Genomic DNA, 16,980 nt, shown 5'->3' on the forward strand with positions numbered 1-16,980 from the left:
ATGAGTTTCATCTTAAATTTACTTCGCTGTTTGCGGTACTTTTGCTGCTGCAGATGCAAGTCTGCTTTCTAATCTCTCCAGTTGTTCAGCGAGGGCATTTTGCGTCATTTCTAGCTGTGCAATGCTACTGCCAATTTCAACTTGTTTAGCGTCACTGCCACGAGAGTGAGACTTTAACTTATCTAAATCTGTGTTGATGGAAGTTAGTTGATTTTTCAGGGTTTCGGCAGCTTGCAGTTGTTCTTCTAAAAGTGACAACTTGAATACCAAATCAGTTTGGCTTTGGGCGAGTGTATCAACGCGCGTAGCGACACCAGATTGTGCATTCACGTGCTTACTTTGATTGCTTGAAAGGGTAGCTGTTTGCTCTTTTAGCTTTTTGATTTCAGACTGGTTTCTGCGCCAAGCCGATGCCCAAAGCTTGTCCATTTGTGACCAAAGCTCATCAGTGCGCTCACTTAAGGCTGTTAAGTTTGCTTGCATTGCACCTGCTGAAAGACCCATTTCTTCCCCAGTGGCAGAGAGCGTGCGTTCAAGCTCAGCAATGCGTTTTGTTGACTCAATTAACTGTGCTTGTGTGGCTTGGTTTTGTTGATAGAGGCCATAAGAGCATGCCGCCAAGGCGATTAAAGCTGCGCTGCCAAGCCATGTCATTAAGCCTGATTGTTTAGCTGGTGCACTGGGCTGCTCAGGATCTTGGTCTGGCAAAGGCGCTTTATTCGATGGGTTGAGGGACTGTTTAAAGGTTTCAACCTGATCTAAGTCGGGCGTAATACTGGGCAATTCAGGTTCAATTCTTTTATCCAACGCACTTTCCTCTTCTGGGCTCTTTATGGAATAGGGCAGCTTACTCGAAAATTTAAATAGATGGAATCGACAAAGTATGGGCGTGAGATAGGTTGGTTGATATTTAAGCTCAACTGCGCCGTGCAGTTGCTGACTCGATGCAAAAAAGTTGGGATTGACCCTATCTGAGCAGTGTTGTGCTGCTTCACTCTTTACCTAATCTACCCAGAGATGAGGATGAGTGAATATCATGCTGACGTCGTTTCTAAATAGATGGTATTGGGAATGAAATTACTCAATATGAAGAATATTAATAACTCTATCTTGCGACGTACCGAACAATAGAACCATACTTTTTTCTTTATTATCGTGTCTGTACTACTATCATGTATATGTAATTTATGGATATTTTTTATTTTTCCCGCTGTGCGCTAGATACCAACAAATGTGAATTTTTTAATAAATGCACTTTTTCCATCATGACTTACTGGCGAGTCGTTTTCTTCCTGCTACTTTTTTGTATAAACCAGTCAAAAAATCGTAATGATAATTGATTGCACCGCCAAGGATCTATCTGGGGTTTGGGTAGAAGCTTGACTAAACGGACTCTTTTTTTACAGGCTAGGTACTATGGGGATTTCATACCACAGTTACATTGGGACAACTGTTGATCAGTTGCCGCAGCTTCCGTGTTCGACAAGCGGACACCTTTCATTAAGCACGCCAGTCGGCAGTTGTGTTGATAAATTTGGTCGGGTTTGGTTAGCGGATACCGCGCACAATCGCGTGTTGGTATTTGATGCCAAGATGGATCAAATATTGGCAAGCTTTGGCACCGTTGGGACGGGGCCTGAACAGTTTAATATGCCTTTTAGACTAGTCACGCACCCAGATAAAAACTGGATATACGTCACCGATATTGGCAATTTCAGAGTGCATATTCTGTCTTATTCCGAGTCATTAGAGATTAAAACCGTGAAGATCTTTGGTAATGAACCCGAGGTCGCACTGAGAGGCCCTAATGGCATCGTGGTGCATAACGGCAAATTGTGTGTGGCTGATGAATTTTATGAGGGTCAGCACAGTGAATCTCGATTGGTGATTTTTAGTGAAGATGGCCAATTTGAGCGCACAATTGAAGAGATAGTGCCTGAAAATGGCGGTGATACGGTGCATTTACTCTGGCCGCAAGGGCTGAGTTTAGATAAAGACGGTAATATTTACATTTCAAACACGGGCTTTTCAACAGTCGTGCGCTGCGACTGGCAAGGCAAGGGCGTGACCTTTAGCGCCACAGGCAAGTGTTACATTGATGGCTTAGCGCTTTCTCGCGGCGTGACTGTGATACAAAATCGCGTATTGATCCCCGGTGGTAAAGCCAATGCGATTTCTGTGTATGACTTAAATGGTCAATTTATGGGGAGCTTAGACGGCTTTTTTGCGCCAGTGCAAATTACCGAAATTAACGACCCGCAAACCATGTTGATCACCGAACCGTTTTTAGCTTCACTGCAAAAGCACACGGTCAATCTTGCTACGCTCAAAGGCGGAAAGTCACGCTCAACCAAGGTACTTAAAGCAATTGGGGACGAGCGGGATAACCCCGGCCAGCTGCACTTTGTGACCTCGGTGGTGGGAGATGTAACGCAAACTCAATCGGGTTACTCAAGCAATGCGCCTTTGCTTGAACACTGGATAGAACATCAACTTGCGTTGCAAGATCAGCTGCTTAAAGTAATGCAGCCACCGGGTTTGCCGTCTTGGTTGAGTATTGCACTGTCAGCGCAAACTGAGTGGGTGCAAAGGTGGCAGCAAACCATGGTGCGGGTTTTTCTCAACGATAAGTTTGATGACCCAGAAGACTTACTCTGGATGATGGACTCAGGCAATTATCAATTGCAAGCCACTGAAGACGGTAAAAGTGATTCAGCCAGACCGATCAGCTTACCCATGCTACCGGGCTCTTTGGGCATAGCGGCACTGACGCCAGCTAAACCGCTGCCAGGTCAGCTAGATTACAGCGTGCCCTTGCTGGTGGTGAGTAACTACCTCAGTGGCATAGTGACCATTTTGCAATACAACGATACCTTGGGGGAGCTTGTGCCTTACACCGTATTTGGTGGCCTTGGTACAGGGGATGAGCAGCTCAATCAGCCACAGGGCATTGCCATAGATCCAACCAACAACGACATTTTAATTGCAGATTCGGGCAATAACCGTATTTGTCGCTGGCGACTTTCTGATACCGGCGGGCCATTTTTAGTCCACACTTATGGTCGCTTGGGCGCTGAGCATGGGGAGTTTCATACGCCATCGGATATCACCGTCGATGAGCAAGGTCTGTGCTTTGTCACGGACCAAAATAACAACCGCATTGAGGTGTTTGATAGTCATGGCAAGTGGTTACGTAGCTTTGGTAAAGAGGGCTATGGCACTGCCAGTGAAAGCTTTTTACTGCCCACCAGTATTGATCACGAGAATGGCTACTTATTTGTCTCTGATTTAGTGAATAGAGCCATAAAAGTATTCAATTGCTCTGGTGAGTTTTTAGAGTCATTCAGTGGGTTTGGCGCCGACAGAGACAAAGGCCAGTTGTGGCTGCCGTACTTGTTGCATGTGAAAAACAACAAGGTCTACTTACCAGATTGCGCCTTGAATAGAGTCAACGTGTATCAATTTAATATTTAACAAGGACTGTACATCCGCTATGACTGGACGTGGTATGTAAACATAGCCATGTGTACAGGGAATGCCTGGGGGAATTATGGAAAGTGTATTTAAGCGTGCACAGGGTAAAAAACTGTCACATCGTAAGTCACAAGAGTCGAACGGCGTTTGCCAAAAATCAGAGGCAGACTCTAAGCAATTATTGCAGCAGTTTCAGGATGTGATTAAGCATGTTGAAAGCAATGCCGAAAATGAAGGGTCGTGCAAAGATGCATTGCGACGCTTGTATACCAGTCATGAGTCCAGCTTTTCTGCTAAGAAAGTGACTGGTCCGCACGAGTAACAAGGAGGTGTCATGAATTTTTCAATTCATAATGCGCCCATCAGCACGCGGGCGTGGATGATAGTGGTGCTATTTGCCATTGGTTTGTTTGCTAATTCCTTGTTAGATGCCCATAACACCAACAAGCATATGCGTGCCAATTACGAGTATGGTGTGCAGCTCATCATTGAAAGCGCTCTGGGTGTGATCAACCACTATTATGAGCAAAGCCGAAGTGGTGCATTGAGCGAAGAAGAGGCAAAGCGGCTCGCTTTGGTGTCTATTTCGGCCATGCGCTTTGACAATGGCAATTATATCTTTGTTGCCGACAAAGACGGCATACAGCTCGCATCGGGTCTTAAGCATTTATTGGGGACCAATATCTTGCCGCTCAAAGATGGGAACGGCAAACTCTTTGTTGAAGAGCTATACGCCACCGGTAAAAGCGGCGGTGGGTTTGTTGAGTACCTTTGGAAAACATCTCCTGATGCCACAGAGCTGACGCCCAAAACCAGCTATGCGGATTATTTTCACGAATGGGATTGGATGATAGGTACGGGCATTAACATTACCGCTTTAGAAGAAGACATTGCGCAGTCGCAGATGATCTCCTTAATGAATGTCGTCATGGTATTGGCAGTGTTATCGACCTTGGTGATTTACTTTATTCGTAGCATTACAAAGCCCATCAAGAGCACGGTATCTGCGATGCGCGACTTGGCCAGTGGCGAAGGGGACTTGACCCAGCGATTAAAAGAAGAGGGCAGCAAAGAGCTGATTGACTTGGCGCAGTACTTCAACCGCTTTGTTGGCTCCATTCAAGATATTATGCTCAGCGTCAGCGCCGCAGGCACCCAGTTGTCGGACTCAGCCAATCGCTTGTCATCCTCGGTATCATCGGTTGATATGAATTTAAATCAACAACGAAGTGACACTGAGCAGCTTGCGGGCGCCATGAGCGAGATGCTCACAGCCGTGACCGAGGTGTCTGGCAGAACCGTGGACGCTTCCGAGTTTAGTGTCAAAGCGGCCAAGCAAACCGAGCAAAGCTTAGAGATCATCGAATGTAATATTGAAAAATCGCAATTACTGGCACAAGACATTGGCGAAGCCAGCCAAGTGATCGCTAGGCTTGCAGCAGATAGCCGCAATGTGGATACGGTATTAGAGGTGATCCGAGGCATTGCGGAGCAAACCAACTTGCTTGCCCTTAATGCAGCGATTGAAGCGGCCCGAGCAGGCGAAGCGGGACGAGGCTTTGCGGTCGTCGCAGACGAAGTACGCACCTTGTCACTGCGCACGCAAGAGTCAACGATTGAAATTCAAACCATCATTGAGAAGCTGCAAGCGGGTGCAGAGCAAGCGGTAGAGGTAATGAGTAAAGGCGCAGAAAAAGCCTCAAATACCTCAGAGATTTCCTCATCAGCAGGAGATGCCCTGAATGAAATTGCCCAAGAGGTTCACGCCATTCAAGGCATGAATCAACAAATATCCGCCGCCACAGAGCAGCAAACCATGACAGTGAATGGCATCAATCAAAACGTGGCGAATTTAAATGACGGCTCAACGTCCCTTGCCAGCGAGTCGACCCTAATGGCAACCGCAAGCGAAGAGCTCAGTCAGGTCTCTGAAGACATGATGAGAATGATCAACCGCTTTAAATTAGCCTAATGGCTCGGTGGGAATGTCAGTGTTTTAAGCACTGATATAAGAGCAAACAAAAAACCAGATTGAGATCTGGTTTTTTGTTTTAGGTTTTTAGGAGGTCTCTCGTTTTTGAGAGTTGCTTTTGAGCTCTGGTGAGCAAATCATCATGGTTAACAACCCTCCACTGCACAGTGCCCATGAGATATAGATCAACCCTTCGAAATTGTCATAAATTAAAGTCCACGACTTCATATTAAAATATGTCCAGGCAATATGCTCTAACATTGCAAGTAGATAAATTAATGAACAATAAATAAATAGCCAATGAAAAATTCCATCAAAATTAGTTAATTGGATTTGAGGAGATTTAGAAATTAGTCTAGAAAGCTGTACACGAAATATTAGGACACACACTGTAATCAAACTGAAAGCCATTTGTGTTCCATAAATTACGATTCCTTGTAACAGCGGGTTTTCTTCAGGCGTAACATGATTTATCAAGCCACGCTCAAAGATAATGTAAGTTGTGCTGGATGCGACAAAGATATATCCAGCGATATGGGTCATATTAGTATCTTTTTTGTATCTACCATAAAGTGTGCATATAAATAACAATACTAAGTATTGTGGTGTGACTAAGCGATCATCCCATAGCTGAATGTAAAAATATGCAATTGCCGCAATACTTAATAAAATTATATATGAGAGTTTCATTTTTTATCCAAGACTAAAGTTTAGCTTTTTTCCCCAACAAATACGTAACTTTAATAGAAGGTTCTTCTTGGAATCCTTTGACAGACACTGTTCTAGGCATTTTCTTGGCTGCTAAGCCACCAAAAATTGCATGACAGTCTTTTTGCGTTAATTTACGGGTGGGGTTTCTGTTCATTACTTTTCACTCCATTTTTATGATTGCTGAAGGCAATTTCACTCTAAACTTTCTAAGCGTTTTGCATGTATCATCATCGAAAATATAACTTGGTTTTTTGGAGGTAAGCGTTTCAAGTGATGCGTTTATAAAACATAGTGACTGTTTCATTATGCGTCTTCCTGTACTTAACCTTGTACCACTCAACAAATCATATTTGATAAACCGGAGCTAGCAGCGTAAATTAGCTCTCAGTATATTGTTAATACACAAGCTAAAAGAGAGAAATCCATATAATAATCTTTAACCTGTCAATGATTGTTACCACAGGCAGGCTTGTCTACCATTGCTAAAGTCTTTTCCTTGTTATGTTGTAATTGAAATATTTATAAGTTATGAAAAATATTATTTTAACAATGTTGCATCTTAATTTAAACAGTTCGGTTTGTTTTAAACTTAGAGGATTATGACCTTTCTAATTTATCATCCTTTATAGCTAACTATTACACGATATTTCTAAATAGTCGAAAGGTCAACGGTTTGTTTACAATATTGTGGCGTGAATCAGGTTTTTGGGCTTTTTTGTGAAAAAAACGTATCGTATTTTATGGTGTGGATCTTGGTTGAAAGCCAAACCGCAGCTCAGTTTTAGAGCAAAGACGAGAGAGAAGGTCGTTTAGTGATTGTTGTTATTTCTATTTTCCCTCAACTTGCGTTGAGGGAAAAAAGAGTGTGCTTCACAGGTTGATGAGCGCTGTATTATTGCTTTGATTTTAGCGTGTCGATGATTTTGGCATCGACCCAATGTGGGCCGCCAACGACATATCGGCTGCCATCTGCGTTGGTTTTGACATCGCCTTTCCAAAAAAATAGGTATTTACCATCTGGGGTTACCTTGGGTCTTTGCTCATAAAGCGGGGTATTGATTTTATCGCCCATATTAATCGCTTTGCCCCAAGAGCCATCTTTTTGTTTAAAGCTAATATAGATATCTGGGGTGCTTTCTCCTTCTTTTTCGGCGTCCCACATTAAATAGGACTCATCTGGGGCAACAAAGGGATGTGCAATGTATTTGCCTTGGTTGACCGCGTCACTCATTTTGATTGGGGTTTCATACTGGCCGTCAATAAGGCGCGAATAACTCATGTGCCCGCTGCCATCTTTTAAATCTAACTCATAAAAAAATTGGGTGCCTGCTGATGAGGTTGTGTAGCCCACCACGGGGATGTCTTTGAACACGGCTTGCTGCTTGAGTGTTTCAACACTTGGGCTAAATTGCTCGTTATAGGTTTTGGCGGCCTCTGCTGAGACAAGGTGTTGGTGCCATTGGTTGTTATGGTGCTTTATGACATATAAGTCAGGATAGGCGCCTTTTTCGTAACGCGTGAAAGACAGTGCGCTCATATCAGGTAAAAACAGCACTTCACTTTCAAGTGTCTGCTCTGTGCTAACAAGTCCCGGTGCGAATGGCTTTGGGGTTAAGCCGGGCGGTGTTTGCCCAAGGTAGGGCCCGGTAACCGAGAGCAACTTAGTTGAGGTGCTGCTCGGCGAGTTTTGTGCTGCAGCGGCTGTACTGGTCATTAATAATAGCGTGAGTGCAATGGCGCTTTGTGGTTGTAATGGTTTGCTCATAATAGCCTCTTTGTTAAACGCAATGACATCAAGGTGACATGCACACTGGTACTGGACAACTTAAAGCACCTTAAATCTTCCAAAATATGGGGTTTAGTTGTTTTTTATAAAATATATTTATATATTTCAGTTTGTTATAAGTGATTTGGATCTGTATAAGTATTAACCTGTGGTTCAGCGATGTGTTTGGAGAATGAGAAAATACATCGTTAGGGGTTATTGATATGCTTATGTTTGCGTAGCACAATGCCTGTATCACCATATTGACTCAACGTGATTAACGCACGTGTAAAAAAGAATAATAAAAATAGGTCTCTAAATGGACAATCGCCACTCAGAACATGTGCCGAATACAGAATGTGATACGCCTTTATTGGCGCATGCCTATCAGCTAGGCCCATGGCAGATATGCCCGAAAACCAATCGCATAAAAAACGAGTCGCATACATGTGTACTTGATAACAAGAGCATGCAACTCCTGCTGTTGTTAATTAAACACGCCGGTCAAACAGTTGATAAAGCATCTATTTTTGAGCAGGTTTGGGCGGGTAAAGTGGTGTCTGCGGATATTTTGTCTGTCACCATGAGTAAGATCCGCAAAGCCCTCAATGATGATGCGCGCAATCCCAAGTTTATCAAAACCATCCCCAATGAAGGCTATGTTTTGATAGCGCCTGTTGACGTTATTGCGCAGTCAAACGAGAAGACTGCGCAATTTGGGTATATCAAGTATGGTGCAATGTGTGTGCTGTTACTTATTATTATAGTGGTTTGGTTAGGACGACTGACAAGTGACTCAGCCAGCGCCGCGCAGGTTAATGTGAACTCCATCGCGGTTTTACCATTTGAAGATTTAAGTCCGATGCAAGATAGTCGCTATTTTGCAACGGGTTTGTCGGATGGCATTATTCATCAGTTAGCGCAGATTAAATCGCTTAAAGTGATCTCCCGTGACTCTTCATTTGCTTATCAAAGCAGTGATAATGCCACAGAGGTCGGCAAGGCGCTGCAAGTTGACGCTGTTTTGACGGGCAATATACAAAAAATGGCAGAGCAAATACGGGTGCAAGTGCGTGTAATTGATACGCAAACAGGCCAACTGCTGTGGTCAAAAATCTTTGATGAAAACAGCAAAAACAGTTTTAAGCTGCAAGATGAAGTGAGTGCTCATTTACTTGGTGTGGTCTATCCTGATTCAATCTCTTCTAAACCCATTATAAAAAGCCTCGATGCGCAAGCCTATGAATGGTATCTGATGGGGCAATATCATTGGCGCCAACGCAGCCCCGATGCGCTGCAACAGGCAGTGAGTTACTTTCAACACAGTTTGGAACTTGAACCGGATTATGTCGATGCCCATATTGGTTTGGCTGTGAGTTATGCATTGTCCCATACCTATGGCAGCATGCCTGAGCTTAAAGCCATTGAGGCGGCGATGCCCCATATTACACATGCGCTGCAACTGGCCCCTGATTCGGCCATGGGGCAGGCCGCTTATGGCATGATTTTGTCAGACAAGGCCAAAGCAACGGGGGATTTTGCGCTTTACCGACAGGCAGAAGCGGCCTTGGTGCGAGCCCTTGAGATTGAAAACAGCGCCATGACACATCTTTGGTACGCCACCTTATTGGCTCGCCTTGGTAAGCAACAAGAGGCTGTAGCGCATTTAGAGCAGGCCATCGTACTCAACCCATTGTCGGCCTCATTAAAACGTGAACTGAGCTTTTTATTAACGGCAATGAATAAGTCAGACTCGGCACAGCGTATGTATCAGCATGCGCTTTTGCAACAAACGGATGCAAAGACGCGGTGGCTGGATTTTGCCAAAGTGCATCGACATAGCAAAGACTCCATTTTAGCCATGTTGGCGTGGCAGCAACAGACGCCTGAGTTATTTGAGAGCTGTAGTAGTATCGAGGTGTGTGAACAGCAAGTATTGGCCTACTTGAGTGTTGGCGCTACGCAGGCAGCCCAAGTGCTGTTAAACAAAATGCAGCCATTACATGGCCACTTTAGGCATTCACTCACGCTTTTTGAGCTTGGCTCCCAGCAGCAAGATGCGCAAATATTGGCATTGATCCATGCAAGGGTGTTTAAGCTGCCCTATAACGCACAGGCAAGGTTTGAGTTGGCCCACGCTCAGTTTCGTGCAGCGCAATTTAAGGCAGCCAAAAATACGCTCTTGCAATTGTACCCCCAGTGGCAAAACCAACGCTTGGGTGAGTCTTTTTCGGTGACGGCTGATAATTATCAAGCGGTGACTTTATACGCGGCGACTTTAAAGCAATTACATGATGTCGAAAGTGCAGAGCGACTTTTACATGCGGTAAAGACATTTATTCTGCAAGGCGATGCACTCGACCGTGCTCAAGCGCAGCTGGTATTGGCGCAGGTGCATGCTCAGATAGGGCATACCTCACAGGCTTTGGCATACTTAAATACTGCACTTAAACTGGGCTGGATGGACTCGTTTAATCAGCAGTGGTGGACGCTTGAGCGTGATCATTTGCTCGCGCCATTACACAATGATGCACAGTTTTCTGATTTATTAAAACAGCATATAAAAAATAAGGCGCTACTGCGTATTGCAATCGAGCAGGAGAATTGATGGTTTATTTAAGTAGATATAAACGCAGGCAGTAAGGTTAGAATGAATTATCGCAGCGTTATATGACCTTGCAAAGCCCAAGCTGTCAATGTGCTTGGGCATGTGTTTTATTATTTACCAGGAAGCACAAGCCCGCATCCTATTCTGCTACCAGAGCCGCCAATCGGCTGTGTTAAGTGGTCGTCTTGATTCGCGTGGATCATCAATACAGAGCCATCTTCATCAAGCAGCGCTGGTTTATTGCCTCGGCCACTGACAGATACCAACTCGGTATACAGCTCAACGTGCACAGAACCATCCTTGCGGACAATCAGGTTTGGTAAGTTACCTTCATGGGGGCCTTTTGGATGGTAATAACCATGTGGTTTGCCTGATGGCATGATATGGCCTTTGGCTTTTTTAAAGTGATGCTGGTCAACACAAGTGCCGACTTCGTGAAAGTGCATGCCATGTTTGCCAGCGGGTAGGTCATTGGCAATGATTTCAATCACGACACCTTCATTGCCCTGTGTGTACTGTGCAGTACCGACTTGCTTGCCTTGGTTATTGATAATTTTACTGTGCGCAGCCTCGCCAATTTGATGCTCGGCGTGCACGTGAGCTGAGAGTGCTGCAAAAGACAGGGCTAAAAATGTTTTTTTCATTTTCCATTCCTTAATAAATTCACCCGTATGTTGTGTGTGGGGCAAACAGGCATTAACTATTTAGCATGAGCGCTAAAAATTTGAATGCATTGAAGATACGATAGGGCGCTAATATATGATCATGTATAGAATTATAAAACCGAGTATCTACAGGGTTATTAGGGTTTACTACTTTCTTGATGGGTTAATATAAATAAAAAAGACCTTGTAAAAGTGAGGGAAGAGGAATGTGTTGTACGGTTTTAATACAAGGTGTCTGTTTTTTAGTCTTTATTGAAGGGTTTAAGGAGTGCTAAATCTAGGTTTTTATTTTTTGATTTTTAATTTCATCTATTAACTTTTAGTCTTTATGTTTTTTGAATATGAATTTAAATACTCATCGGTTTTATATGGCCTGTTATTTTTGTCAGTGTGATGGGTTTTTATATTAAAAATTTAATATTTGATTTTTGAGGCTTTGTAATGACTTTTAATTTCTTTGAAAGTTAACAGTGTTTTGTTAAATTAACGCTTGAAATTAATTCTAGGAAAGGAATTACTTTAAATGGACGCCTCATATAGAATCGTATTTAAAGGACAAACCCAGCCAAATATCAATATTGATAATGCTAAAAGTGAACTATGCAAATTAATGGGGTTATCGCCACAATCGTGCGATAAGCTATTTAGTGGGCAAGCGTTTGCGTTAGTTAAAAACCTCACCAAACAAGAAGCTGATATACAGCTAGACAAGCTGCAATCAATTGGGCTTATTGTATATTTAAAAGGTGGTGATAGCGCTATTCAGCCGGAAAATCCATCCAATAATTTAAATTTAGGTGGATTTTCTAACACAGTTAAAAAATCTTTATCAAGTGCTTCAGATGCATGTAAAAGTGCGACCAGTGTGCTTAAAAATAAAGCGAATAAAGCAAACTCTGGCAGCAGTAGGAAACCTGCGTCGGGTAGTACTCAATCAGTTTCTAAGAAAAAGAAACCTAACCTTTGGCAAAGGCAATACTTTAAGATTGTTGCTTACATTAGTTTCTTTTGGGCAACAGTGTCGATTATTGCGGCGATTTTATTTACGACCGGGGCCAGTGTAAATATTATGGATGCGCTCATTGGGCCAGATGTTGAAAATCAAGAAACGACGTACCACTACTTAGCTGATTATTTAAAACAGCAAGAAGAGCAAAAGTATGCTGTGGACGAAGAGGGCGGCAGTTACGAAAGTGCGATAAACGCCTCTATCGAAGAGCAAAAACTATTAGCGGCAGAAGCAAAAATTATTGATGACTACTTTAAACAGTTTGAAATTAATATTAATGCGTATGCAAAAGAGCTTGGACAGCAGTCTTTGAAAGGCTCTGGTCAACGAAAGCGATTGAAAAGCACATTTACCAAGCTGGATAAAAATACGCAAGAGCATGCTTTTTGGAAAGACATCGTGGCCTTTACCAAAGATCTCTCTGAAGATGCGACGTCTTTGGAGCAACTAAAAGACAAAAATATGCGCAAAGTGGAGTGGATGGATGCCGTTAAATGGTTTGTTAAAAGGTATACCGCCAATCTAGAAGCGCAAAAGCAGGCAGAAAAGCAACAAGATCAAAAATTGGTCAGTGTGTTTGACGCAGTAGGCCCACAGTTGATAGCCATCGGTGTGACATTTGGCATGTTTATGAACTTCACCATGATCTTGGCATTGCTGCGGATCGAGCGAAATACAAGGATTGAGGCATAATCAAGCCGAACTCCCTTGTTTAACCCTATTGCCGCTTTCGCTGTTTAAAGCGGCAATATGAGTAAACACTGATTGAGTTAAGCAGTGTTTACCTTCTTTTTAAAGCAAACATGGGTGGCTTTAATCTTCAGGTCCATTCATAGTAAACACCAAGTGTTTGCGCATATCTTTTAAGATCACCCCTTTTTTCACCATGGCGGCACTTAGGCGCTTCTGCCATTTGAGTAGATCTGGTTTTGCAGCTTCTAATGCTTGTTCATTTTCGAACTGAAAGCACAGTAATAAAGAGCTGGGGAATAGATGAAACTCCATATCAAACCAACATTGCAGCATACCTGGGATTTCTTCACGCGCTTGTGCTTCGAGTCTGTCAGCAACATCAAGTACCAGTGCTTGTTGTTTTTCTTGCACTTTAGAGAGTTTTTTCATTTTTGAGCTCCGATCCAGCTTTAAAATAGGTTGGCAGTGCTGCGGATTATACCCAAGTAAGGCTAGGGACAACAACGTCAAAGCACCGCGCTTTATTTAATAGCAAGATGTCCTACCTTGACCAAGATTAAAGTAGGTTGCACAACATAAGGGGTATGTTGGCTCAAGTGCGGGCTGCGCAGCCAAGTGCCTTGAGGGTACTGACCTCGCTCATCCATAAATTCGCCTTCAAGGACTAAGATCTCCTCGCCACCAAAATGCGTGTGTGGGATAAATCGCTCATTGGCAGGCCATTTTACCAGTGCTGTATGTTGCTGCTCAAAGCTGTGCAGTGGCATCACTTGTAAATGACCTTGCCCTTGCTGCCAAGGTGTTTCATGGGTGTTTACTCTGACGGTTTTTGAGTCTTGGGGAGCAAACTGGTTGAGTTTGACAAAAATCACACAGCCATGTTTGCTAAATGGCGCATGCACACTATTTGGCGGATTGCGTAGGTATGTGCCTGCAGGGTAGTCACCATGTTCATCAGAGAAGACGCCTTCAAGTACGAATATTTCTTCACCAAGCGGATGCGGATGAGGTTTAAACGCAGAGCCTGCTTCGTATTTAACGATGCTGGTGGTATGTCCTGATTCTTTGTCTTCGCGCTCCAATGGCTTTCGCCAAACCCCTTTGGCGGGGCTGGCAAGCCAAGGTTGAGTGGCGGTATTTATCACAAGCTGCTGTGCAAAATTCATGTTTAGCATAGAGTTACCCTTTTGAGCCAACGCCCTGTTGTTATATTTTAGTTTCTACCCGCCATAACGCCGCCATCGACGTCCATAATGGTGCCCGTTATCCAGCTTGATTCATCGGATAATAAAAATAAGATACTGTTTGCGACATCAACGGGTTCACCAATTCGGCCAATGGGATGAAAGTCGTTAAATGAGGCAAGTGCTTGTTTAATCTCTGCCGGCGGTATGAATGCGCCGTAAATGGAGGTTTGTACAACCGCAGGGGCGACAGCATTGACGCGGATGTTGTTATCCGCCAATTCCATAGCGAGATGCTGGGTAAACGCATGCAGCCCAGCTTTGGCCATCGAGTACGCACTAGAAGGGGTTGCCTTGATGGCTTGCTTGGCCCACATCGAGCCAATATTGACAATGTTCCCGCCATCAAAGCGTTGCATATTTTTTACCACAGCTTGGGTGAGTAAAAAGGTCGCCTTATTCAAATCATGGTACTTGTTATAGTCTGCAAGGGTATGGTCAACAAACGGGGTGGGAGAGAAGTATCCTGCGGCGTTAACAAGGTAGCGATAGTGTGTTGATGACTCTACTATCTGCTTTGCCAGCGTCATCACCGACTGGGTATCGTATAAGTTGACTTGTTTGCCAGTCACAGTGCCTAGCTCGCTCAATGCGCTGACTGCTGAGTCCAACTTGTGTTGGTTGTTGGCCACAATCTCGACTGCAATTCCGGCTTGCAGCAGTTGCTTGGCGGTGGCGTACCCCATGCCGCTTGAACCACCAATGATGAGGGCTGTGCCTGTATTTGAAAAAGTCATAATCACGTCTCTTGTTTTAAAAAGTCGTGATAAGATTAAATTTAATAAAAGCCTCTGAATAGTAAGTACAAATTGGTTAGTTAGGTACTTTTTGGTACATCTTTATGACATCACAAGAAAAAAAATTTTCAAGAAAATTGGCACCGCAATCCAGTGCGCGCATGGTCGAGACTATCTACGGCTGTAAATGGTCGTTGACTGTATATCAGTTATTGCATGCTGGGGTAAATCGACCGGGTGAAATGGTGCGTCAAGTTGAGGGCTTATCCACCAAGGTGCTTAATCAATGTTTAAAGCGCAATGTTGAGTTTGGCATTTTAGAGAAACAGGTTTTTAATGAATTACCGCCACGGGTGGAGTATCAAGTAACGGCCTTTGGTGAAAAGTTTTTGGCGATTTTGGCGCAGTTAGAGGCGCTGCAAGCGGAGATAGATGGCGACTAACTCGTGGCCTTTTACATGTAAACTGCACTGAGGCTAGGATATGAGCTGGTTTGTATTGATTTTTGAACAGTAAAGAACAAAGCCAGCCAATAAATCACCATATCCATAACTTGAAAATATATATCATTCCGAATCATTCTTTTCAGTATCGCAATAATTTATTACTGTGCGCGCTAGATAAAAATTCCGATTTATCTTCTTTTTAGATTTTCTCTCGTACGAATCATTCAAAGGTAACGATATGTCCTTCATCGCCATGGTGAGTCTTGCTGTTTTTGCTGCAATCCTCATTGTTTTATTTCAAACCCAGAAAAAAGGGGCTACGCTTTCGCGCCTCGTTTTAATCGGCCTGTCATTAGGTAGTGTATTTGGCTTCGCCTTACAGTTTTTCTTGGGGGAAGGGCATCAAGCCATCACTGAAACCCTAAATTGGACGAATGTGGTCGGGAGCGGCTATGTCGCATTACTCAAGATGATCATCATGCCATTGGTTTTGGTGTCTATGGTGGCTGCGGTTGTGCGACTAGATAAGTCAGGAGCACTTGGCAAAATCAGTGGCATTACGATTTCGGTGCTGGTGATCACCACCATGATAGCTGCGCTTATCGGTATTTTTATTACGCAATTATTTGGCCTCAGTGCTGAAGGCTTAACCGAGGGCGCACGCGAAACATCTCGCATTGCGGTGCTTGAGTCTCGCAGTGAAACGGTCAGTGACTTGTCTATTCCACAAATGTTACTGAGTTTTATCCCGACAAATATTTTCCAAGACTTAGCGTGGGAGCGCTCAACCTCCATTATCGCAGTGGTGATTTTTGGTATTTTGGTGGGCATTGCCGCACGCAAAGTAATGAGTGAACGTGAAGAGCTAGAAGCGCCAATTCGCACATTTGTTGAAACCTTACAAGCCGTTGTGATGCGTTTGGTGAAGATGGTGATTTCATTGACACCATATGGTGTTGCGGCCTTGATGGCCAAAGTGGTGGCAACATCAAGCTTGGCTGATATCACGAATTTACTGGGCTTTATCATCGCTTCTTATGTGGCTATTTTCTTAATGTTTGTCGTACACGGCTTATTGGTTGGCTTATTTGGCGTGAGCCCTAAGCAGTTTTTCCAAAAAATCTGGCCGGTGCTGACGTTTGCATTTACGTCTCGCAGCAGTGCGGCAACTATTCCACTGAACGTGGATACGCAAATTAATAAGCTTAACGTGCCGCCTGCGATTGCGAACTTATCAGCATCATTTGGCGCGACGATTGGTCAAAATGGCTGTGCGGGGATCTATCCTGCTATGCTGGCTGTGATGGTCGCACCAAGTGTGGGTATCAACCCAATGGATATTTCGTTTATTTTATCGCTTGTGGCCATTGTCGCGATTAGCTCATTTGGTATTGCTGGCGTGGGCGGTGGTGCAACATTTGCGGCACTGATTGTACTACCTGCAATGGGTTTGCCTGTGACTATCGCAGCGTTGCTTATCTCTATTGAGCCGCTGATTGATATGGCTCGTACAGCGCTGAATGTATCGGGGTCGATGACCGCAGGTACGATTACACACCGTATTTTAGGTGAGAAAGCAGCAGCTCAAGCGCCCGCTGAGCCGGTTGCTCAGTCTTCATAATAAGAAAAATAAGGGGTCTACATGACCTAATGACC

At 43.9% G+C, this 16,980-nt stretch carries 15 protein-coding genes; 7 read left to right on the forward strand and 8 right to left on the reverse strand.

The features are described from left to right. Window positions 1-18: 18 nt before the first annotated feature. A complete protein-coding gene (locus tag L1077_RS20055) occupies window positions 19-807 on the reverse strand; it encodes a hypothetical protein (RefSeq protein ID WP_237138687.1) in 789 nt (262 codons plus the stop codon). 609 nt (window positions 808-1,416) lie between these two features. Between L1077_RS20055 and L1077_RS20060 the strand changes: the two genes are divergently transcribed. The 3 genes from L1077_RS20060 to L1077_RS20070 all read left to right on the forward strand — a co-directional run bounded on the left by L1077_RS20060 (window position 1,417) and on the right by L1077_RS20070 (window position 5,446). Next, the gene (locus tag L1077_RS20060) at window positions 1,417-3,474 is read left to right on the forward strand and encodes an NHL repeat-containing protein (RefSeq protein ID WP_237138688.1); all 2,058 of its coding nucleotides are present in this window, start codon (window positions 1,417-1,419) and stop codon (window positions 3,472-3,474) included. A 76-nt stretch (window positions 3,475-3,550) separates the two neighbouring features. Further along, window positions 3,551-3,796 carry a hypothetical protein gene (locus L1077_RS20065; RefSeq protein ID WP_237138689.1) on the forward strand — a complete coding sequence of 82 codons (246 nt, stop codon included), beginning with the start codon at window positions 3,551-3,553 and terminating at the stop codon, window positions 3,794-3,796. A gap of 12 nt (window positions 3,797-3,808) precedes the next feature. Next, the gene (locus L1077_RS20070) at window positions 3,809-5,446 is read left to right on the forward strand and encodes a methyl-accepting chemotaxis protein (protein ID WP_237138690.1); all 1,638 of its coding nucleotides are present in this window, start codon (window positions 3,809-3,811) and stop codon (window positions 5,444-5,446) included. Window positions 5,447-5,533: 87 nt separating this feature from the next. On the opposite strand, the gene L1077_RS20075 is transcribed toward L1077_RS20070, so the two are convergent. The 3 genes from L1077_RS20075 to L1077_RS20085 all read right to left on the reverse strand — a co-directional run bounded on the left by L1077_RS20075 (window position 5,534) and on the right by L1077_RS20085 (window position 7,922). Next, a complete protein-coding gene (locus tag L1077_RS20075; protein WP_237138691.1) occupies window positions 5,534-6,136 on the reverse strand; it encodes a hypothetical protein in 603 nt (200 codons plus the stop codon). A gap of 13 nt (window positions 6,137-6,149) precedes the next feature. After that, window positions 6,150-6,311: a hypothetical protein gene (locus L1077_RS20080; RefSeq protein WP_237138692.1), complete on the reverse strand. Its 162-nt coding sequence runs from the start codon at window positions 6,309-6,311 to the stop codon at window positions 6,150-6,152. 738 nt (window positions 6,312-7,049) lie between these two features. Next, on the reverse strand, window positions 7,050-7,922 hold the full coding sequence (locus tag L1077_RS20085) for a hypothetical protein (protein WP_237138693.1): 873 nt from the start codon (window positions 7,920-7,922) through the stop codon (window positions 7,050-7,052). 319 nt (window positions 7,923-8,241) lie between these two features. On the opposite strand from L1077_RS20085, the gene L1077_RS20090 reads away from it, so the two are divergent. Then, a complete protein-coding gene (locus tag L1077_RS20090; protein WP_237138694.1) occupies window positions 8,242-10,530 on the forward strand; it encodes a FlgO family outer membrane protein in 2,289 nt (762 codons plus the stop codon). 110 nt (window positions 10,531-10,640) lie between these two features. Here the strand turns inward: L1077_RS20090 and L1077_RS20095 are convergent, their stop codons facing one another. Next, complete coding sequence (locus L1077_RS20095) at window positions 10,641-11,174, reverse strand: superoxide dismutase family protein (RefSeq protein ID WP_237138695.1); 534 nt, start codon at window positions 11,172-11,174, stop codon at window positions 10,641-10,643. A 544-nt stretch (window positions 11,175-11,718) separates the two neighbouring features. Here L1077_RS20095 and L1077_RS20100 point away from each other — a divergent pair. Continuing rightward, window positions 11,719-12,897, forward strand: coding sequence for a hypothetical protein (locus L1077_RS20100; protein WP_237138696.1), 1,179 nt, complete (start codon window positions 11,719-11,721; stop codon window positions 12,895-12,897). A 120-nt stretch (window positions 12,898-13,017) separates the two neighbouring features. Here L1077_RS20100 and L1077_RS20105 read toward each other — a convergent pair whose 3' ends face one another. The 3 genes from L1077_RS20105 to L1077_RS20115 form a co-directional block, all read right to left on the reverse strand. Then, window positions 13,018-13,326 (reverse strand): hypothetical protein, encoded by a 309-nt coding sequence (locus L1077_RS20105; protein ID WP_046356341.1) that lies wholly within the window; start codon window positions 13,324-13,326, stop codon window positions 13,018-13,020. Window positions 13,327-13,418: 92 nt separating this feature from the next. Next, the gene (locus L1077_RS20110) at window positions 13,419-14,072 is read right to left on the reverse strand and encodes a cupin domain-containing protein (protein WP_237138697.1); all 654 of its coding nucleotides are present in this window, start codon (window positions 14,070-14,072) and stop codon (window positions 13,419-13,421) included. Between the two features lie 38 nt (window positions 14,073-14,110). Then, window positions 14,111-14,878, reverse strand: coding sequence for an SDR family NAD(P)-dependent oxidoreductase (locus L1077_RS20115; RefSeq protein WP_237138698.1), 768 nt, complete (start codon window positions 14,876-14,878; stop codon window positions 14,111-14,113). A 104-nt stretch (window positions 14,879-14,982) separates the two neighbouring features. Here L1077_RS20115 and L1077_RS20120 point away from each other — a divergent pair, with 104 nt between their 5' ends. Together L1077_RS20120 and L1077_RS20125 are read left to right on the forward strand one after the other, a co-directional pair. Next, the gene (locus L1077_RS20120; RefSeq protein WP_063362557.1) at window positions 14,983-15,321 is read left to right on the forward strand and encodes a winged helix-turn-helix transcriptional regulator; all 339 of its coding nucleotides are present in this window, start codon (window positions 14,983-14,985) and stop codon (window positions 15,319-15,321) included. Between the two features lie 241 nt (window positions 15,322-15,562). Further along, the gene (locus L1077_RS20125; protein WP_237138699.1) at window positions 15,563-16,945 is read left to right on the forward strand and encodes an L-cystine transporter; all 1,383 of its coding nucleotides are present in this window, start codon (window positions 15,563-15,565) and stop codon (window positions 16,943-16,945) included. Window positions 16,946-16,980 lie beyond the last annotated feature (35 nt).

The sequence above is a fragment of the Pseudoalteromonas luteoviolacea genome, from assembly GCF_021654285.1.
Taxonomy (GTDB): domain Bacteria; phylum Pseudomonadota; class Gammaproteobacteria; order Enterobacterales; family Alteromonadaceae; genus Pseudoalteromonas; species Pseudoalteromonas luteoviolacea_J.